Here is a 21,133-nt window from a genome sequence, read left to right as displayed (position 1 = left end):
ACGCAACAGTCCTGTAGACGGACGTAGAAATGACATTATGTATAACTCTCAAGAGGAGGAATCTACCGTGCACAGGAAACGATATCTATACAAAAATAACGATTTCGTTGATATTAACTCAAATACAAATGGGATGTTAAAATAGGTATCTTTAATCATGGGTTTTGTGCATGAAAAAAACACTTCTTAAAACAGAATCCGTTCGCTGTTTTTCAAGCTGGATTTCTATGTGGTATCAACGATCGGAATTTAAGTTTGATGGGGAATAATGTATTTCCCGTCTGACATGAAAGCGGCGCTACGCCACTGCACTATTGGATCCTAAACGCGAACTCTTTTGACTAGTTCGCTTCCCTTGAAGCACGTCGTAGACAGGAATGCAGATAGACCGTACTACAGTTCTCTACAGTTCAGTTCCATTTTAAAGATGACCAACATCAACCAGATCATCTTCACTGCTGAAATACCGTAACTCCCTGCTGAAAAAATCTGTCTTGACCGAGTCATGGCATTTCAAATAATTCCCTGTTACCTGCGTCACGCGCGAGAACACTACTGGTTCAGCTGAAGTCCTCGAACCTCTGAGGAAATCAGCACTATAAAACCGGCTCGTTTCAGCAAGATTTGCAAAAACACTGCTCGCCCGCACCTCAGTTATCAAACGACATCGCAGCACTTCACACCGCCTTCGCTTACTTTCACAATAACTTCCCGAGCGATCACGTGTCGTTCGCAAGAAAAATAAACGACTCCCCATTGACGGCCCCACGCCCTTGCAGATGATCTGCCTATCAAACAATCGCATAAACAAAAGGAGCAGCGATCCCAAATGTTTAATTACATTATCTAGGGTAGGCCCGGAGGCACATTCAAGCCGAGCGCAGCGAGTAGAAAATGGACAAATCAATTCACAAAAACAGAGCACGAAACCATCCTCGAAAGTAGGAGCGGAACCCATGTGTCCGCCCGCAGAGTAACTGCGCCCCAACCAGAAACACGATCCAGAATCTTCAGAATGTCTACCAAATATGAGCGGATCGGCGCCAGCCGCCGTTTCGAACCAAAGTGCGAAAACAAACCAACGGCAAACAAATCCTACCAGATATCACCAGCACACTCTCAGGTGAACTTTCAGAGCAATCCGGGGACATAAAAAGAGCCGCAATCCTCACTCTCTCAGCGTTACCATAACGCAACAGATGCTGAAAGATGCCCAGAAAGAACTCGATTCCCAACGGCAGGATTACGATGAGCAGAGCCCCCACAGTGCACTGGGAACCAAACGACGCTGATGTTTGCAAATTTCCAATGGGATCATCATTTGGGGCAAGGTCACGAAAGCAAATGCGAAGCCATGTGACTGGTGTCAGGCCCGGGGAAATTCATGTCAAACACTGAAATACCTGAGTATTCTACGCTCTAATTTCTTGACTTAAGTATCCAAGACAATATATAAGTAAACTAAAGAAACATATTTGCGAACAAGTATACACAAACCCAGAACCCCTGCCGCTTACTACACCCCACTTTGCCCGCCCATACTAAAACCCTTGCAAAAATCCAACCTGACTTTTTTTACAATCCAGTGCTTTGTCAAGCTAGAAATTGAGGGTTGGGAGTGTTGTTTACGTGCTCCGTTGTCGCACTCTCGTAATATCCATCAACCCCATATTTAAAAATGACACTCCACTAGTCGCTCTCAAATAGTTTTCCGCAATACAATCCCATTGATTATTCAGAAGAGTCATTGAAAATGAAGCTTTCAAAAAAACACGGATTTACCCTGATAGAACTATTGGTCGTGATTGCCATCATTGCAATCTTGATCGCCTTACTGCTGCCGGCGGTTCAGCAGGCTCGTGAAGCAGCCCGCAGGAGTACCTGTAAAAACAACCTGAAACAAATGGGGATCGCATTACACAACTATCATGATACCCATAGCGTCTTTCCCTATGGATTTATGGTCAAAGGGAGCTACGGGGCTTCTCCGAACTATGGCTCGTATCACGACCGTGATACCTGGGCGCATCAAATTTTACCCTATGTCGATCAGGCCCCGCTTTATAACATCTACGCAGCTGACAATTCTTATTTCGTGCATCAGATTACTAATACGGCCATCTCGCGGGCTGTGATTCCAGTCTACCTCTGCCCTTCTGATCCCTCCACACCTGGGAATGCGGACAATTCCTATCGAAATCAAGGAAGTTATGTAGGATGTGCTGGAAATACCAGAATCACAAATAGTAGCAGTCCTTTACCAGGAATGTTCTATAGAAACTCCAAAACCAAAATCCGTGATATTCTAGACGGGTCATCCAATACGATTGCTGCCAGCGAAATCGTGATCCGAGGGAACGCAGCCACGACAACTTATTGGGGTTGCCCAGGCTGCTTCGGTATCGGCGGGGCGCATGGAGAAATGTCATTCTCGACCCACGAGACGCCGAATACCTCAATTTCCGATCAAAACTACACCTGTAAGTCAACGACTTGGCCTAATTCTCCTTGTGTCACGCGCGGCGCTTCGGGGTCGGACCCCACATTCAACTTCGCACGAAGTTATCATGTTGGTGGTGTCCATGTTTTATTGGCGGATGGCGCTGTGCGATTTATATCTTCGAATATAGACCGTGCCACATTTCAGGATCTGGGAGACCGCGCTGATGGCCGTGTGATCGGCGAATTCTAAAGTTCATCAATTGGTATATTACTCTCACCAAAGCAGGACGAGTATTGTCTCGGCCTGCTTTTAAATAGTTCGTGCTAGAGGAAACTGTGACTCATGTTCAATATCACCTTAAAACGTTTTAAATCAGATTTTTTTGCGCTGTGTCTGCTATCTATCTGTATGCTGACAGGACTCTCCGGATGTGGCGGTGAGACTGGCCCCAAAAAATATTCTGTTTCAGGAAAGGTGACGTTCAATGGGGAACCGGTTCCGTCTGGAGAAATCTTATTTCGCCCGGAAGAGGGTCAGGGAAACCGTGATGCAGGACGAATTCTTGATGGCGCGTATGAAATAGAATCTCTTCCCGGAAATAAGGTTGTTGAAATCACAGCTTACCGCGAATCAAAAACCAAATTTGACGAGTCAAACCCAGGCGAACGGACCCCCATCCAGGAACAATACATTCCAGAAAACTATAATCAAAAGAGCGAACTGAAATTCGAAGTCAAAAAATCCGGCCTCGACAGCATCGACTTCGATCTTAAAAATTAAAAAAGACAACATTCGTGTCAGCGGCAGTGCCATTCGAGTCAGTAACGAGTTCTTCGGGCGAGTAAAAGGGATCAGTCACCGCTTGCGTTCAAAGAGCCAGCCCTTGCGATAAAAGAACAGCAGCATCCCCAACGCGACGGTTCCCATTGCAATCCACAGAATTGTGTAGGAATACTCGTAGTGAAGTTCCGGCATATGTTCGAAATTCATACCATAGATGCCCGCCATGAAGGTTAATGGAATGAAAATGCTGGCCATGATCGTTAAAACCTTCATTACTTCATTCGTCCGATTGGCGACCGACGACAGATAAGTATTCATCAGACCGCTCACCATTTCACGATACATTTCGGCAACTTCCGACGTCTGGATACAATGGTCATAAGTATCACGCAGATAAACGCCGACCTCTTCGGAAATCAGCTTATGATCCCCTCGCACGAGTTTATTGAGCGCTTCACGTTGAGGCCAGATGGCCCGGCGCAGGTTGATCAGTTGGTTCTTGAGCCGATTGAGTTCGCCTAACACTGTCGGAGATGGGTTGTCAATCACGACGCTTTCAAGTGATTCCAAGTGATTTCCGACCGCTTCCAGCACAGGGTAATACCCATCGATGATCGTGTCTGCGATGACATAACTAAGATAGTCCGGGCCGCGTTTTCTGATGATACCCTTTTTGGAGACCAGTCGATTACGAACGGAATCGAGAATATCGCCCGGTTTCTCCTGAAATGTAATCAGATAATTTTTAGCAATTACTATGCTGACCTGTTCCATGTCGACGACGGGTTCGCCGGTGCGCTTGTCTTCCCCCATCCGCACCATGCGCACGACGACTAACAACTGGTCGTCGTACGACTCGGTCTTAGGTCGCTGCGGTACATTAACAACGTCTTCGAGTAGCAAAGGATGCAAGTTGAAGATCGTTCCGAGTTTTTTCATGATGCTGCGATTGCCGAAGCCCTGGATGTCCACCCAGGTGACTTCATTTTCATTGAAGGCTTCCGCCAAATCGTCGATATTGTCCACCGTTGACGTACTATGCGTTGACTCAGAATAGTGAATTAACGAGATTTTTGGCGGCGGTGCCTCTTTGGAAATCACCAGTGTTCCAGGAAGTGCACCAATCTTAGGTTGCTTCTTGCGAAATAGACTAGAGTTCATATGAATTCTCAAATATTGGAGGAAGGTAACGTGTTGTGAAGAAGAGCGAATCTGGCACTCCCAGATTCACAGAGTTGTCGGCAGCCTTCTCACCCAGTGTTCCGGCTTGCCCAAGCCCGCTGGACGTCATTGTTAGAACGAGAAATGGGAGGAGCAGACATTGTTGACCAGAATGAAAACGCGGCAAATCATTCTCCCAGATAGCGATACAGGAGCGCATCCCATGGATCGCTCTCGCGGTATCGCAGCAGTTCCTCATTCAGTGGTTTGCGAAGATCGCTGTTGATTTGCAATGCGATCGCGTACTCCTGAATGTTGAACAAGACTGGCAGGACGTCAATACGGTTGCTGAATTCTTCACGTGCCAGGTATTTCAGCAGGGCGGCATCGTATACGACCGCATCAGCCCTGTCTTCAACGACTGCCTGGATTGCTTCTTGCGGCGTGCTGTAACCGTGAAAGAAGATACGACGTTGCCGCAGATATTCAGCACTGGTACTCGATGTCACCGATGCCACGCGGACATGGTGTAAATCGGTCACGCGCGTGATTCCTGAATTGAGTTGTTGCACAGTCATCACTGAAGTGATCACGCCAGTTAATATTAATAACACGATAATGCTGGCAAACATCGCAACCAATGCAAGCAAGCGCCCCATCTTGCTAACCGGAACGATGCCTTTGTGTCCTAGCAGCATAATGAGAGCCCACCAGACGCCCATACCAATTCCCTGGCGACGCTGACTCCCAAACGTTGTTGTATTATTCTCTCGCTCAAACAGCCAGAATAGAAATCCACAAACAACGACGATGGCGACCATGGCCAGGACAAGCTTAACCAGCCGACTTGAAAACACACTACCCAACAGTGACCATGGACTGGCTCGCCTCCGTGAACTGACTGCAACACCCAGTCCCGTCGAAAAGTGGGGGTGACAGAAACCGACACGTTCGTGGCGATCCGAGGTGACGCTAATCGCGGCGACTGCAGCATCGAGTTCGCCTGTTTCCAATTTCGAGAGCATCTCTTTAAGAGGGAGTTCCTGAAACTCATACTCTAAATTCAACTCATGCGCTAAATGTTTCCAAAGCTCAATACTAATTCCGGTCCACGTTCCGTCAGCGTTCTTAATCGCAAACGGCGGACTTTGCTTAGTCCCGACTTTCAGAACAATTTTCTCCTTGGCCTCTGGCTTCAAGGAGGTCGTTTCTTGAGACCAGAGCGTTGATGAATCGTTCAACATCGTAAATACGATCGTCGCGAGCCATACCGGGCGGAACAACCAATTAATCATATCAATGGCCCCGTGTCGTCGAGATTGACGGAACGCGTCGCATTAGCGGCAATAATGGTTTCTTAGCAGGCAAATCCAATGTATCTGCGTGAGCCGAGATCTGTATCGCCGTGAATGAAATCGCTCGTTCCGCAGAGGCATAGCCCTCCAAACCATCACGAACGATAGAATGTTCCAGCGACTCGTTAATTAAACATTGATCTTCGTTCCCGTTTCGATTCAATCCTCGGTCGCGCAGCGCAGACGTAACTACTTTCATGACGGGTTGATTCCTGACAAAATAACCAACTTATATCGAACGAACTTTCTGAAAGGGCATTTCAGGATTGAGCATATCGTATCAGACTCAATCCATTACACCTACCCCAATAGAGTTTAATACCAAGCAATGCATGCAGGCACACTAGACGACGCGTGGGACTGATTTGTAATTGTGACCTGCCAACAAAACATGTCCCTGGTCTCATGTGACAGGCCATCCTGCGCGACTCTGAGAGGTCTGTAATATGGTTGATATCTGCTATTACTTTTCTGCTTCAATCGATTAAACTGTATCTCGTTATTTTTCGTGTCCTTGAGGTAGTTCATATGTCTGAAAATAAACGCTGGAGAATTTTTCGGTTTTTATTCTTTAAAACCCCAGTTTTTATAGCGGTCTACATTTTGAGCATTGGACCGATGGCTGCAATTGTTTATGACGCAAGTGGGAAACCTATCAATCCTGAAGTTGAAAAATGGGTAGGATTTTTCTATATCCCATTGTCGGTAGCGTTTGAAAGCAGTACTTCGTTTAAGTCGTACCTTTTAACATACATCACTTTCTGGACTAAGCTTTTTTAAACGTCATCTCGCATACATTGAGAGTTCCGGTTCTCAGACGCTATGGTACCTAAAAGGGGCAGCGACTAGTTCTGCATTTTCAATCCAACTGCTTTGCCGTCGAGTTGCCATTGTGGGTCGACTGATCCGAGCAGATGTGCCAGAGCGGTTGCGGTGACGTCGACCAGATAGGCCTGTTTGGGAATTCGTCCTGGTTGCACTGACGGGCCATGGGCAATCAGAAACACCCGCCGGATTTCCGGCACCTTCAGTCCCTTACTGTGACTGCGTTTCAAACCGCCATGATCGGTGCAGATAATCGTCAGCCAGTCCTCGTTTTCAAAGTTCGGGCGTGACTGCATCGCTTTGAGGACCCTGTTCACGCGGGCATCGATATTTTCAATCGCCGTGATGTATTCGGGAACCTGGGGACTGAAGCCGATCGCATGTCCGGTGGCATCGGTCTGATGGAAGTAGACAAACAGCGCCGTGGGGTCCTCTTCGCGCAAGATCCGCGCCGCCTTTTCTGCAATCGTTTTATCTCGTTTACCTTCCCGCGCAAGGGCACCCGAATCCTGGGGATTGGGTCGCTGAAAATAAACACGCACCGAATTGTTTTCGTGTAGCTCTAGATTCAAGGCCCCTGCTTTTCCATTATAATTGCCGAGCAGAATGCTACGCCCTTTGTCGGTCGTCCGAAAACGGGTTTCCACGGTAAAGTCAGACCGGGTGATGTCTCTCAACGGATCTGACAACGGGATCCGCAAGCCATGCGTTTTGTCTCCCGCAGTCGGCAGGTCGAGTGCCTGTGATTTGGAACCCGACGATCCCTTTATCAACTTCACCGAAGCAGTTTTGGAAAGTGTCTTTGCTGGAAAGGGACCTTCAGAGTGACCCGCGGTATCCGCGAACTGATCTTCAAACAGATATTCGGCGAGCAGACCTTTGCGATTTACCGACGGCCCGTTCGCTGCCGTCTGTGCGATTTCCTCAGCCGTCAATGACCGTTTCCACAGCCTGACATCATCTAGTTGTCCTTCAAAAGTGATTTGACCTGTTCGGGAATCCCGACCGAGATAATAGAAGTCACCTTCGAGTGTCGAATTCAAATCAACCCCAGAGAGCGTGTCGATCAGTTTTCCGTCGAGATAGAGCTTCAACTCATCCTTTTGTCGAGTCGCCAACAAGTGATGCCATTTCCCATCGCGTGTATCAATCTTGAGTTTATCCGCAGAGACGCGCAAATCAGCTGACTGAGTTTTGCCCCGTGGCAAGGGAAAGACTTCGGCGATATCCGCTTCCGACAAAATATGTTCATGAATCGGCCCCCAGGAGACCAGTGACGCCGTTTTCGCATCAGGTCGCTGACGTTTCAGCCGTTTGAAGAAATGCGGAAACAGTTCGTAGTTCTTGCCCTTGAATTTATTATCGTGCACTCCATGTTTGTCGGCCCAGACACCGGTCAGAATACTCGACCAGCCGGGCCCGCTGATGGTATCGTTCTTCTGATAACGTGTCCCCAGGATATCTGCCTCGTCGGTAAACGCTCCCTCACGAATCAGCCTGTCAAAGGTTGGCGTCTTCGCTTTCGCCAGCGCATCGGGCCGGGTCCCATCCATGCCGATAATGAGCACTCGTTTCTGTGATCGCTCCCCCACCGGTTCCTTCGCCGACAAGGACGGCAACAAAAATGTTGCCACAATCACACATGAGAGAATTCCCACAATCGGCTTCGATAGACGCATCACAAGATTTCTTTCTATGAGAGAACAAAAATAGACTAGCAGCAGACAACAATCTTGTCAGTCTAATCACCCTTCAGTATAGAGCGGCTTCCGGAGTGAATTCAATTAAGAGAACATGAAGAAACGTAATTGGCCCATTTACTGAGAGAACTGTCCTTTCAAGTCTTTCCCTGTCTATCCGAGACTCGCTTCGAAAATTCCTTTCGTTAGGTCGCCTCTGCAATACAACATGTGATAACCAAACATTTCACCATCATCGAACCAAAACTCAAATGAACCATCATCGTTCACCAGAATCGTTTCCAAATCAATATTGGAGTTGAATTGCTGTGCGTCTATTTCTGCTTCACCATCATCCCGCCAGCTTTCATTTTTAAATGGTAGCAATTCCTGCACTAAATAGTCACGAACGCGCTGTTTCCAATCAGCCTGCTGGTCCCATAGTTGATGTGCCGTTTGTAATGCAGCATCGAGTTCATCGAGATCACTCACATTCAGGGTTAATTCCACATTTTGGTTTTGCCACTGAGTCTTTGTCGTGAAAATATTGTGATCGCGATTGAGCGTAAAGATTCCTAACTGAGGGTCGGTATAAGTTACAGATTTTTGTAGATCAGCCAAGCACTTGTTTAGTTCTGAATCTGATGTATCAATCCCGATGAACTCAATAAGCCGAGCACCATTCCAGTTAAATTCTTCTGAAGCATAAAAAACGCGTGCTTTAACGCGATAAATATTATAGGGAACTAATAATTCACGTAATACATCACATTCTTCTTGACTACTAGTAAAATGAATCGCAAGTTCTTTTTTCTTGAGGTCACCATACGGTATCTTCCAAGCATCAAATTCAAACGTCAGTGTCGTTTGGCCGTCAGATTCATTTCGCCCTCCACCTCCATTAATAAAAACACCTAATACATCAACAATTGGGCTTGTGGAATATAGTTCCTCAATCTTTCGCCTTCTGTCGGCAAAAGGATCATCAGAGTTTGAAGTATCAGAATTATGATTAACCATGTTGAATATCTTTGAATTAGCAATTTAGAGACAGGGCAGATAACAGGGGCAAGAATTTTATTCATAGATACCTGCCCCTTTCAAGTTCCCTATTGGCCCTGGAACAGCTCAGTCAAACGTTAGTTTCACGCGATCCAGCATCGGCTTGGACTTGTTCTTCGTCGTGTCCGTCATGCGGAGTTCGAATCCGAAACCAGTACCGGCGGGCAAGTCGTTCAGGTCGGCCTTAGCGGGGGTCTTCTTGACGTGTTTCGACAAGCCGGGCGTATAATCGTAGGTCTCTTTGACTTCCGTCCAGTCGGTCCACTTGTCGAGCTTGCCGTCGTCGTTTGTATCGACGCCGACGCGGACTTCGACTTTCTCAACCCAGGGACCGGGGCTGACGTAATCTGTTTTTTGCTGTGTGAACAGATAGAAGCGTCCGTCAGCGAATCCAATGTCGGGGTCCGGGTGGCCGTTCCCGATCTTGTCGCACCAGGTATATGGTCCATCGATAGTGGGACTCGTGAACCAGCCGACGCTCATGTGGCCGCCACCCGCGGGGTCATAGTCGCCGAACAGATAGTACTGCGTGCCGACACAGATCGCTGCCCAGTCACCATAGGCTTCCTGCTCCGGTTCATGAACGTTGTACTTGCCGATGTTCGTGTTCCAGTCCGGGTGCTGTAACCAATGCGGGTGTTTGTATTCGGCAACCTTACCGGTATCTTTCGTGCGATTATCCACAGGGGGCGCGAGGAACTTCCAGTCCTTTACACCGTCATCGCTGACAGCGTGTGCGGCGAGCGGCGAATCCCAGGACCGCTTACTGGCGTTGATCGGGCTCCAGTCTTCCAGAATGACATGGAAGCGCCCCTCTTTATCACGAATGAAACCCGCGTCCGATCCGTGCGATGGATCTTTCACCGCCAAGCCCATATTCTTGCCGGGTTTGCCATCAGTCAAATCGTCGTCGATATAGACATGCGGGTCCTGGTCATTGGGGTAGTCGTAATAGATATAAACCTTGCCATCTTTCTGCTCCGCACTGGTCACCCAGCGAGAAAAGCCTTCGGTAACTGGCCCATGATGAACCCAGTTGACCATGTCGCGGCTCTGCCACCCATGGTACCCGCCGAGTCCCTTTTCCAATCCGCCCGGCGCATCATATTGATGCGACCAGGGTGTCGTCTGCAATTTGACGTCGAAACCATCGAGCGTCACGGGCTTTGCTTGGAACCCTTTCTTTCGCTTGCCGCCGCCATAGCGACCAAACACCCAATAGTTATTCGGCCCGATCGTCAGAAAGACCGGCGCGTCCTGTAGATTCGCCGGCCCCAAATTCGAAACCGGTTCCCAGTTCTGCCAGACAGGTGATTGATCCAGTACGATCGAACGGGCCTGACGCTTCTTGTCGAACCGCCGCACTTTGCTGGAGAAGGTGGCGATCTTGTCGGTCGGGATCGCCGTACCGTCTTTGAGTTCCATATTAGATTGCTTGGCCGTAGCAGCCTTCCAATCGTCTTGAGTGTCGATCACCCAGTTATCAGCGGCGAACGCCGATGTTGTGAGGGCGGTAAACAGGACGCTTAGCAAAAGGGACATCTTCATATGATGCATTTATGTGGTCTCCATGTTCTGTCGAGCGGTCTCAGAATAAAATCGCCTGAATGCCATCGCGATCGTGACGACAAGGCAATTCGCGGCATGCTTTAGATTAGCCTCCCCCGTAACGGATTACAACACTCGTCTCTCTCACTCAGTCAAGTGATTGTTGCGATGCTACACGATCCCAGATAGAATCAAACATCACATATCAACCATTGGCTTCGCTGATACGATGAGGACTCTCCCATGCTTCGCGCCCTTCTGTCACTGACCGTATGCCTGTTACTGTTTCAGCCCGCTGTTTCTGCTGAGCCCAAACAGCCGAACATTTTATTCATCATGGTCGATGATCTGGGCAAGGAATGGATCAGTTGCTACGGAGCAGAAGACATCAAAACGCCCGCCATCGACAAGCTCGCTGCGACCGGGATGAAATTCAACAATGCCTGGTGCATGCCTCAATGCACGCCGACCCGCGTGACACTGTTGACTGGCCAGTACCCGTTTCGGCATGGCTGGACCAATCACTGGGATGTGCCCCGCTGGGGTGCCGGCGGCCATTTCGACGCCAACAAAAACACGACGTACGCCAATGTATTGCGCGAGGCTGGCTATGCAACCTGCGCCGCCGGAAAGTGGCAGATTGATGACTTCCGCGTCGAGCCCAACGCGATGCGGGACGCCGGCTTTGATGAATGGTGCATGTGGACTGGCTACGAAACACACAACCCGCCCAGTGCCCATCGCTACTGGGACGCGTTTATCAACATCAAAGGGAAAGGCAGCAAAGCCTACACCGGCCAGTTCGGTCCTGATATCTACTGCGACTATCTCATCGACTTTATCGGCAAGCACAAGGACCAACCGATGCTGTTATATTACCCGATGGCGTTGACACACGGCCCCTTGACCACAACACCCGACAACAAAGACGAAACGAACAAGCGGCGTCTGTTTGCGGGCATGGTCCGCTACACCGACAAACTCGTCGGCAGACTCGTCACAGCAATCGACGAAGCCGGCCTCCGCGAGAACACCATCATCATCTTCACCACAGACAATGGAACCGGCGGCATCAGCAATTCCCGCCTGGGCCATGTCGTTCGGGGAGGTAAGACGAAAATGTCCGAGCAGAACGGCACCGCCATGCCATTCATCGTCAACTGCCCTGGCACTGTCCCATCTGGTGTGCAGACCGACGCGCTGATCGATTTCACCGACCTACTCCCAACATTCGCAGAACTGGGTGGCGGTAAGTTACCACCGGAGCGCGAAGTAGATGGAAAATCATTCGTACCATTGATTCTCGGCAAGGCCAAAGACAGTCCGCGAATGTGGATCATGTCTATGGGCGGCGGACCTGCAGTGTTGCGCGGGGGTCGTGTGGTCCCCAAACTGGTTTACGATGACCGCGTGATCCGCGACCAGCGGTTCAAGTTGTGGATAGATACGAACCGGAAACCAATCAAGCTGTATGATTTGAAAACGGATCCATGGGAAGAACAGAATCTGATCGACTCAAACGATCCTGAAATAACCGCGGCATTGAAGCGACTTACCACAATCGCGACACAATTCCCCAAGCAGGACGGGGCGCCGATTTACGAGAAGAATCCCCCGCAGAAGTGGGATAAGCAGCTGGAATTTTCCGGAAAAGGCAAAAAGAAAAAGAGACCATAGGTTTCTCTCTTTTTAAATTCCGTACCGTGATCTAATCTGCTTATTAAAAAAACATCCAGATTCCAGGAATTGTTTGGACCCCCAAAACGAGTCTCTCTATAATCAGTCCATGTCAAATCGAAGAAAATTCATCAAAAACGTAGCGGGGCTGGGAGCCTCGTTGTCACTGTTCACGACTCTGACGGTGCGTGCGAAGGAAAAACGCTCTGCCCGTCGACCTCTGATTCTGTGCAGCCGCGGCGAAGAATGGGCCGAAAAAGTACTCCGCCCCGGCTGGAACGTGTTGGAAGCGGGAGGCGACATTCTCGATGCGGTGGAGAAATCCGCGCAAGTCACCGAGTTGGACCCGGAAGACCAGTCCGTGGGATACGGGGGACTACCGAATGAAAACGGGGTCGTGCAACTCGACGCCTCTTTCATGGATGGCAGGACGCACAATTGCGGTTCCGTGGGCGCGCTTGAGAACATTAAAACGCCGTCGTCCATAGCCCGACTCGTCATGGAGCGTACCGATCATATTCATCTCGTCGGAGAAGGCGCCCGACAGTTTGCCAAAGCACACGGATTTAAGGAAGAGAACCTCCTCACCGATAAATCGCGCAAGATGTGGCTCCGTTGGAAAGAGAACCTGAGCGATAAGGACGATTGGCTGCCGCCCAAAGACGGAAATTATGACTTGGACAAACGGCCCACGGGCACCATCAATATTTTGGCCTTGGATGCTGAAGGCGATCTCGCGGGATGCACGACGACCTCGGGGTTGTTTGGTAAGCTTCCTGGCCGGATCGGCGATTCTCCTATCATTGGAGCGGGTCTCTACGTGGACAACGAAGTCGGTGCAGCGGGCGCTACAGGACGAGGCGAGGAAATCCTGCGCACCTGCGGCAGCTTTTTCGTCGTAGAGCAGATGCGTGCCGGAAAGAGCCCTCGCGAAGCGTGTGAAGCGCTCTGCCAGCGGATCGTGAAGATCAACGGCGGCGCCGACAAAGTCGACTTCAACGACAAGATCGTCGCCATCAACAAAGAGGGAGAAGCCGGCTGCGCGGCAATCCGCGGTCGAAAAGACAAGCCGCCCAAGGCAGCGATCATTACTGCAGCGGGTGTGCAAATCATCGAAGGCTCCTACCTGATCGAGACCAGGTAATTTCTGCAGACGCCACTTTTTTGTGAACAGTTCTTCCAGCACACTCTCTATCGGATATTTTCACAATGCTCAGATTAAGCCAGCTTGTCCTCGCTTTTACCATAGCCTGTTTCAGTCTTTCTGGAATCGTACAGGCAGAAGGTTATCTGACATCAATCGGTAAAGGCGCGGATCAGATTCCCGTTGTCGTAGTCAAAGGCACGCCTTATGAAATGGGCAAACAGCAGGGAGCGTTGATCAAAGCCGACGCCACAGAAATGATTCTCTCCCTGACGAAAAGAGTGCAAACCGCTGAGCCAGAACGTTGCTCGAACGCGAGTCTGGATACTGCCTGGAAATCGATCGCACCGCATACAGATCCCCGTTTTAAAGAGGAACTCCGCGGCTTTGCCGAAGGGACGGGCATGTCGTTGAAAACACTGCAACGGGCGCATGCGATGCCTGTGGTGATGGACTATTCCTGCAGCAGTATCGCCGCCTGGGGTTCTGCCACCAAGGATGGCCATCTCTATCAAACAAGAAACCTGGACTGGTCGATGGAATTAGGGGTGCAAGATTATCCCTGTATTACGGTCTACATTCCCAAAGACGGCATTCCTCATGTGAATATCACGTTCGCCGGATTCATCGGGGCCAACACCGGAATGAACGCGAAGGGAATTGTGCTTTCGGAGATGGGAGACTCCCCGGGGAAAGATTATCCGTTCGATATGAATGGCGTGCATTTCACAACGCTGTTTCGACAGGTCATGTACGATGCCGATGGTCTGGAACCAGCGATTGACATTTTCAAAAATGCGAAACGGATGAAAAAGTATCACTATGTCGTCGGCGACGGCGTCCATCTACGTGCCGTCAAGATGTTGGCCCACGCGCCTGATCTCGTGATCTGGAATGACAATGATCCCAAAGACGAATTGGCGCCAGCCGTCATGAAAGACCTGGTCTACCAGGACGAAGGCCGTGGCGCGTTTCAGCCTCTACAAAAAGTCTACGGCAAGATCGGCGCCCCGGAAATGATTGACATCGCCTGCAAGATTCCCATCAAAGGCGGAAACATTCTGGACGTCGTTTACGATGCCACCGCGCTCGAACTCTGGGTCTCCTACGCCGAAAAACAGCAGGAAGCCTATCAACGCCCCTTCGTGCACTTCAAACTCAAAGACTATCTTAAATAGTGGCTGATCCATGCGCGCACTACTAGTAAACTCCGGCATCTTAGCACTCGTGCCGTTCCTGATCGGCTTCGTGATCTCACTTTTTATTCGTGAATTGACCTGGGGCGAACGACTGCCAATGGCCATAATCCCCGCCTTCTGCACTTTCGTCGCTGCATTCTTGCTTGGCAACCGAGATTATGCCAGATACTCATCCACGATGAAGAACGTCCGCAACTATTTACTTGCCTGTAACGACTCAACCGACGAACACTTCTTGTCATGTAAACCATATGAGGATGATTCGTTGTTACTCGAAACAAGAAACGCAATATCACAATTCTTTGATGTCCCCTCCCTCAAAATCAGGCGAGATATTGACTTGATTCGTGATCTTCAGATCGACAAAATGGAGCTGCCGTTCAATCTCTCCGTCATCAGAGTCGTGATTGCATCCCGACAAGTTGAACCAAAACCGTTTCATTTCACAACGACAAACCTTACTTCCATTGATGATCTAACGAATGCCATCCTTAAGTTTCTTGGATGAGTAAAATAAATGATTGAATTAAAGAGGTCAGGAAGCAATAAGTTGAGACTTGGCCTATTCTGGACGGACCGTCGTTGAGACGAAACTCTTTCAACACTCGTGAGTCAGTCAACCGACCATAGGCAGTTCATTAAATAAAAGACCTTTTAGATCTTGCTCCTCTTCCAGATTTTTGAATACTTCATCCACGAACTGCCTGCTGCAAAGCGCGAGAGAACTCTTTGCCGCGAGGATCTTTCACATCAGACAGAGTCCAGTACACGACAGCATATCGATTATTTTCAAGATCAATATGGATGAGACCGCGATATCCCAACAATGCTCCTGAATGCTGCAATGCCGTAGTTTGCCCGTTACGTATCATAAGGCCCCACCCCAGACCGTATCTCTGACGGGGATATTGTCGACTGGTCATAAACTGCCATGCTTCGCGGCTCAACACCTGCTTCCGCAAGCTTTTACCGTGATTCAGGATCATACTCGCAAAGAGGCCTGTATCGGATGCGGTTGTGTAGAGACTGCCTCCAATGAGCGGAAAACGGAGTTTCTTTCCCAAGAGATGAGGTGAACCCTGGTGAGTAATGAGTGTCCCGTTTCTACCGCGCGCTCCGGGGCACGCAATATTTGCCGACTGTTTGCTATCCGGGAAATAGGTTGTGTGTTTCATTCCCAATGGAGAACAGAGTCGTTCCTGTAACAGATCCTCGAAACCCTTGCTGGTTACTTTCTCTGCAACATATCCAGCCAGACAGTATCCAGCGCCGCTGTAGGCATACTTTTCTCCCGGCTGGCTAATTAGCTTTTGCTGTTGAATCATTTTGACCGAATCTTCCAGACTCAGTTCAAAGTCACGAATCGCACGGGCCTGTCTGGCTGTCATGGGTTTTGCTTTTTGTGAATAGATGCCCGCACGATGTGTGAGCAATTCTTTCATATTTGGCGCCCGCGTCAGACTCTGGCCGTTTTCCAGCTTCCATAGACTCGCCTCCGTAATCCACTTGTCAATGGGCTGCTCAAATCGCAGTTGACCGCTGTCTCTGAGTGTCATAATACATGCTGCAGCGATTGGCTTTGAACAAGAGCCGATGCAGAATTGAGTCTCATCATTCACCGCTAATGTTGATTGTGGCTCAATGACCCCATACGATTTCGTCTTTGGAGTGTCGCTTGTTGAACCGACTGCAGCTTGTGCACCTACCAGAACTCCCTGTTCAATCCCATTAGAAATCAGTTTGTCAAGACGATTGAACAAAACCTGCCGATCAAGAGGTGGCTGAGCCATCAACTCAACAGTGACAGTCTGACAGACGAAGATGAAGACGGCAGACCACATGAATATTCGATGCCGGAACCAGGCACGATTTCTGTCATTCATCCTGTTATCCTCCCTCAAAAACGCTTCTAGCTTTCGGAAAATAAAAGGTGTCCAAAAAAAGGGGACCGGAATCTTTTTCTGATTATTCTGTGACATTCTTTCAGTTTTGGACACGAAACTTATTTCTTCTCACCGAACACCGCCAGCTGTGGCAGGTGGTCGCTGAGGGCGAACGAATTCTCGTCTGCCAGATTTAATCGAAACGCGCCTTCGGACAGCGGTCTTGACTCAACAATCTGGTTTGCAATCGGGCCGAAGGCCATGACATAATCGATGCGCTCGTTTTTCACGTCTGCCTGGAACGTGATCCCTTCGCCTTTGCCGACTTTGGCAAACGTGTCGATCCAGCCAGCCTTTTTCCACAATTGATATTCTGCGGTATCCGGACTGTGGTTCAGATCGCCGATCAACAGCATCGAGCGGCCTGAATCAAAATCGCCCTGCATTGATGCCAGCATCGCCTTGATTTCTTTCAATCGAACCGTGGGATCGACGACTGGATACAGGTGCGCAGAATGGACGATCAGTGGCGCGCCGTTGGGAAGCTTGATCGTGCCGCGTCCCCAGTGACGTGTGAAGAGGTCCTTCGGACGCTCGAATCCAAGTGGGACGTTCTGCGAATCGGTGATCTCGAAACGACTGATCAGAGTCCCCGGCCAACTACCGCCACTGGGAAATCTGACATGGTTCATGCCCAGCTCTTTGGCGATGGCTTTGGTGACCGCCTCACTGGGTGACTCCGAGAAGTTGATAATATCTGGTTCGTACAACGCCAGTTGCATCGCGATCCGTTTCACCATCTGGTCTTTCGCAACCGCTTTTCTCGCCAGAGGCCGATTGGCGGGCCACCCTCTGCAGCCATACACGTTGTACGTAATCACTCGCAGTGGCTCTATTTTTTTATCATCAGCAACAGCAGCAACAGCCGGAACAGCGGTTGCCGCTAGTCCGGCCGCCCCGAGAGCGGCACAGAATTGGCGTCGTGAAATTGTCATTGGAGTATGTCCTTAAGTTCTTGAATACTGACGTCAGTTGGATTCCCAGAGACTATCCATTTTATGATTCAACGCCACAGGGTTATTTCACGACAGGAAACTGCTTCATCAAGCTAGATGCCGCTTTTTTCGTTGCTTTCCAGTCGCCGGTTTCGTCAGGGACGGCTTTCACGATCACGGTGAAGTCGAGTTTCTCACCCTTTTTGAAGGCCTGCCCCCTGTTGTGCCTCAGGTAGTATTTGTGATAACGATCAAGGTCCCAGATGTGGCTCGCACTTTGATTGCCGACGATGACCTTAGGGGTATAGCACAACAGGCCGAGTTGCTGTGTTGCGTCAAATTGTGCCACCCAGATCGTATCTTTATTGACGGCCATTCCCTGTGAATGTGACAGCGGCCCCTGTTCAATCTTTCCGTCCGGAAGCTCGGCAATCCACTTTGTCGTCGTGGGAGGAAAGCAGTGCATGAAATAATACATCAGACCGATCTCACAATCTTCCAGCGCTTCCATCGCGGTCTGTTCTTCAACATAGTCGTTCGTGAGAATCACCCGGGCACGGACTTTGAACTTCCAGATCGTTGACTCCTTGATGAATTCAATCCGTTTCCCCGTAACCGTCTCGCCGGTCTTAGTGATGGGAACGTCCCGACCATCGACGAGCAGTTTGATCCGATGCACGACTTCGCGGCCCCCTTCTTTGTGTCCGGTCCCCCACCACTGCCCCCCTTTGGGCTGCAATACGGTTCCGTAATGGCCGTTATTCAGACTAAATACATCACCACGATAGAACATCTTCTCAATCGTCCAACCACTGGCCGCATCCAGTGGAACCGTGTAATCCTCTGTTTTAAGCGTCAGAAAACCAGTCTCAGGCACACCCGCATCATACAGACGCTGTGATGTCTCTTTTTTGTCGGTTTTTGCAGGATCGGCAGCGAGTACCTCATTTGCAGAAACGAACACGACGGCAATCCAACAGCTAAGAATAAGTTTAAACATGGTCATCGAAAGGTTTCTTTTTTGGAGGTGGGACAGAATTGCCACCATTTACAATTTTTCTGTGAAACACAGGCTCTACCTATGGCTTCTTGATCCGGGCTTTCTCAGCTTCCTCACGTTTTTTGACATCCTTCGGATGTTTGGAGAACGATTCGAAAACATCACCAATCACACGATCCGCCAGTTCGCTCAGTTCGGTCAGGATGATGGCTTCCGCTTCCGGCGTCAGTTTCGAAGCATTCGGCTCATAACCGCCGACTTTATGGGCGTCTGCTGTGGCAATGTAGCCCAGGTTTCCGTTGGCGTATCCCACGATGATGGGTATCGCGCGATCTGAGATGTCCTGTTCCAGTTTGAAACCGTATTCGACCATCGGCTCACCAGGCATCGTCAGCAACAGGTACGGGCCGATTTTCATCGCCTGCAACTCTGCGTCAATGCGGCCTGCTTTACCGGGTAACGAGATGACTGAGCTGGCAACGCGGAGCGGGTAGTGCTTCGCGCGACCGGCCAGTTGTTCCCGGGTCACGCTCCGCGCCAGTGTTCGCACGACGGCGCCGCCTAGATCCCTGCCCGCCCACTGGATATCAGCTTCATCAGCACAACGATACGGATACCCGGGCAGATTCGGACGAATATCGCCCGCACAGCCCTGCAGAAACAGCGAACTGGTCTGATTTCCATAGCACATTTCCACAAACGTCTGTGCTTCGCCGGGAAAGTCGGCACTCATCTTCGGATATCCGTTCGGGTAAGGCATCGATCCTTTATCGCCCCATGTGAAAAAACAGGGATGACAGACCGCATGCATGACCACCGCGACTGGAGTCAACGATTTCCCATCGTCGAACCGCAGCACTTTAACCCGCGGATCATTGGGGCCGTCCTCATTGAGTCGCACCACGGCCCGCCCATTAATCACTTTTCGTCGATTGATCCCAAACCCGATCTTGTCTTCCCCATAGCCGACGGTAACGGGACTCATTTTCGCCGCCGCCTGTTTTGCTGCTGTAGTGAGCTTCTCGATCAATTCCTGCCCCCACTTGGATTTGGAATCGAAGCCGGGCCCGGAGTGATTATGGGATGCGGCCACCATGATGTTTGCCGCCGGGATACCCGTTGCTTTCTCAATTTGCTCACGCGTCCGCTTCACAATTTCGCCATACGCACCAATTAAGTCCAGCGTGACGATGGCTGCTTTAGTCTGACCGTCATCCAGCACTAGCACACCGGCCCGCAGGGAATCACGCACGCCGGTCACCTTGCGGCGATGCCCGACGACCTCCAGCTGATTGACCTCAGCAGGCGTGATGTCCACTTTGGCAACGCCAGCACGCAGATTCGATTCCACAGCAAACTGCCCCTCCGCGGCAGAGGTCGTCCCGGTCACACAGGAAACAAGCAGCAGGTAAACAGAAAATCTTCGGATGAATTGGTGCATGGTTCAGGCTTCATTTCATGGAAATTGTTGGGATGATCCAAATCTCATCTGGCGCGATGGTTCATTGGAACGGGGGAGAGTTTCCAGCTTCTTCCAGTCTAGAGACCTCGAAATGAAGTATCAAGCATTTTAAATGCAGCTTCGCGACGCGACGTCGTTTTAAACCAGATTACGTCATCCAAACCCTTACCTCAGCCCGCATGGAAGTACCATCTCAAGAGATAAGACAAGTCACTCCTTGATCACTTTCATGATCTGAACGGTATAGAGATCATATTCGACCAGATACCACATGCCTCGGCATTTTGCCTCATATCTGAGGCTGCCGGGAACTGGATCTGCACCTCTGATCTGCAGTTGATCGCATTTCAATTGTGCTCTCAGTGCCCGATACACAAAATAATCGTTTGAATCTAAGTCATTCCCAAAGTCTTCCGCTCCCTTCCAGGCATTGAGTCGCTTGACCCCGGTACGGACTATCTCTGGCTCATAATCATGATCCTCTTCTAATATTGCAATTTCATAATCATCAAGTATATTCGGCTCCCATTCCTCAAACTTTTCAGCCGACAGATTTTCGAATGCCAATCCTTCAAGGTCAGTTATACGCTGGGGAACTTCCAATTGAACAGACTCTGGCTTTGGTTCTGAATTGCCAGAACAGCCTGAAATCACGAATGTAAGAATCATGAGAAAGTGCTTCATACTGTTAAGAGTAGAAAACCGTTCGTCTAGTTCCTGAGAATTAAGTATTTCATAACTATATAAATCATTTAATTGCGATCGAGTCTTCCCCAGCGTACCAGACATTGAGAATGTGTTACCCAAAATACAATTTGTGAATTTTGTATAAACAGAGCCTATACCTGCTTGTTGTACCATCAGGTTTCCCCCTATAGATGAGAGAACATATAACCCTTTTCTCTTCCGATTCATCA

General features: G+C 49.7%; 17 protein-coding genes. 6 read left to right on the top strand and 11 right to left on the bottom strand.

The annotated features are described in order from the left end of the window. The first annotated feature begins 1,753 nt into the window (after positions 1-1,753). Together AAC022_RS07240 and AAC022_RS07235 are read left to right on the top strand one after the other, a co-directional pair. Complete coding sequence (locus AAC022_RS07240; RefSeq protein ID WP_339729540.1) at positions 1,754-2,692, top strand: DUF1559 domain-containing protein; 939 nt, start codon at positions 1,754-1,756, stop codon at positions 2,690-2,692. Positions 2,693-2,785: 93 nt separating this feature from the next. Then, a complete protein-coding gene (locus AAC022_RS07235; RefSeq protein ID WP_339729537.1) occupies positions 2,786-3,223 on the top strand; it encodes a hypothetical protein in 438 nt (145 codons plus the stop codon). Positions 3,224-3,298: 75 nt separating this feature from the next. Here AAC022_RS07235 and corA read toward each other — a convergent pair whose 3' ends face one another. The 6 genes from corA to AAC022_RS07205 form a co-directional block, all read right to left on the bottom strand. Further along, a complete protein-coding gene (gene corA, locus AAC022_RS07230; RefSeq protein WP_339729536.1) occupies positions 3,299-4,387 on the bottom strand; it encodes a magnesium/cobalt transporter CorA in 1,089 nt (362 codons plus the stop codon). 188 nt (positions 4,388-4,575) lie between these two features. Then, positions 4,576-5,682, bottom strand: a complete 1,107-nt coding sequence (locus AAC022_RS07225; RefSeq protein ID WP_339729533.1) for a transporter substrate-binding domain-containing protein — start codon at positions 5,680-5,682, stop codon at positions 4,576-4,578. 1 nt (position 5,683) lies between these two features. Further along, positions 5,684-5,941, bottom strand: coding sequence for a hypothetical protein (locus tag AAC022_RS07220; protein WP_339729531.1), 258 nt, complete (start codon positions 5,939-5,941; stop codon positions 5,684-5,686). A 646-nt stretch (positions 5,942-6,587) separates the two neighbouring features. Further along, positions 6,588-8,246, bottom strand: coding sequence for a LamG-like jellyroll fold domain-containing protein (locus tag AAC022_RS07215; RefSeq protein WP_339729528.1), 1,659 nt, complete (start codon positions 8,244-8,246; stop codon positions 6,588-6,590). A 174-nt stretch (positions 8,247-8,420) separates the two neighbouring features. Continuing rightward, positions 8,421-9,266, bottom strand: coding sequence for a DUF2262 domain-containing protein (locus AAC022_RS07210; RefSeq protein ID WP_339729525.1), 846 nt, complete (start codon positions 9,264-9,266; stop codon positions 8,421-8,423). Positions 9,267-9,374: 108 nt separating this feature from the next. After that, entirely contained in the window at positions 9,375-10,673 is a 1,299-nt protein-coding gene (locus AAC022_RS07205; RefSeq protein ID WP_339729523.1) for a hypothetical protein, read from the bottom strand. A 426-nt stretch (positions 10,674-11,099) separates the two neighbouring features. Here AAC022_RS07205 and AAC022_RS07200 point away from each other — a divergent pair, with 426 nt between their 5' ends. The 4 genes from AAC022_RS07200 to AAC022_RS07185 all read left to right on the top strand — a co-directional run bounded on the left by AAC022_RS07200 (position 11,100) and on the right by AAC022_RS07185 (position 15,384). Then, a complete protein-coding gene (locus AAC022_RS07200; RefSeq protein ID WP_339729521.1) occupies positions 11,100-12,533 on the top strand; it encodes a sulfatase-like hydrolase/transferase in 1,434 nt (477 codons plus the stop codon). Positions 12,534-12,642: 109 nt separating this feature from the next. Beyond that, entirely contained in the window at positions 12,643-13,677 is a 1,035-nt protein-coding gene (locus AAC022_RS07195) for a N(4)-(beta-N-acetylglucosaminyl)-L-asparaginase (protein ID WP_339729519.1), read from the top strand. 65 nt (positions 13,678-13,742) lie between these two features. Beyond that, on the top strand, positions 13,743-14,855 hold the full coding sequence (locus AAC022_RS07190; protein WP_339729517.1) for a C45 family peptidase: 1,113 nt from the start codon (positions 13,743-13,745) through the stop codon (positions 14,853-14,855). A gap of 10 nt (positions 14,856-14,865) precedes the next feature. Further along, positions 14,866-15,384: a hypothetical protein gene (locus AAC022_RS07185; protein WP_339729515.1), complete on the top strand. Its 519-nt coding sequence runs from the start codon at positions 14,866-14,868 to the stop codon at positions 15,382-15,384. Between the two features lie 181 nt (positions 15,385-15,565). Here the strand turns inward: AAC022_RS07185 and AAC022_RS07180 are convergent, their stop codons facing one another. The 5 genes from AAC022_RS07180 to AAC022_RS07160 form a co-directional block, all read right to left on the bottom strand. Next, on the bottom strand, positions 15,566-16,759 hold the full coding sequence (locus AAC022_RS07180; protein WP_339729513.1) for a serine hydrolase domain-containing protein: 1,194 nt from the start codon (positions 16,757-16,759) through the stop codon (positions 15,566-15,568). Between the two features lie 119 nt (positions 16,760-16,878). Then, on the bottom strand, positions 16,879-17,754 hold the full coding sequence (locus AAC022_RS07175; RefSeq protein ID WP_339729509.1) for an endonuclease/exonuclease/phosphatase family protein: 876 nt from the start codon (positions 17,752-17,754) through the stop codon (positions 16,879-16,881). Positions 17,755-17,836: 82 nt separating this feature from the next. Then, positions 17,837-18,760 (bottom strand): hypothetical protein, encoded by a 924-nt coding sequence (locus AAC022_RS07170; RefSeq protein WP_339729507.1) that lies wholly within the window; start codon positions 18,758-18,760, stop codon positions 17,837-17,839. A gap of 73 nt (positions 18,761-18,833) precedes the next feature. Beyond that, positions 18,834-20,195, bottom strand: coding sequence for a hypothetical protein (locus AAC022_RS07165; RefSeq protein ID WP_339729504.1), 1,362 nt, complete (start codon positions 20,193-20,195; stop codon positions 18,834-18,836). A 231-nt stretch (positions 20,196-20,426) separates the two neighbouring features. Next, positions 20,427-21,077 (bottom strand): hypothetical protein, encoded by a 651-nt coding sequence (locus tag AAC022_RS07160; protein ID WP_339729501.1) that lies wholly within the window; start codon positions 21,075-21,077, stop codon positions 20,427-20,429. Between the last annotated feature and the right edge of the window lie 56 nt (positions 21,078-21,133).

The sequence above is a fragment of the uncultured Gimesia sp. genome (assembly GCF_963976445.1).
In the GTDB taxonomy this organism is placed as follows: domain Bacteria; phylum Planctomycetota; class Planctomycetia; order Planctomycetales; family Planctomycetaceae; genus Gimesia.
The sequence above is the reverse complement of the archived record's forward strand: the minus strand, read 5'-3'. Positions and strand labels throughout refer to the sequence as shown.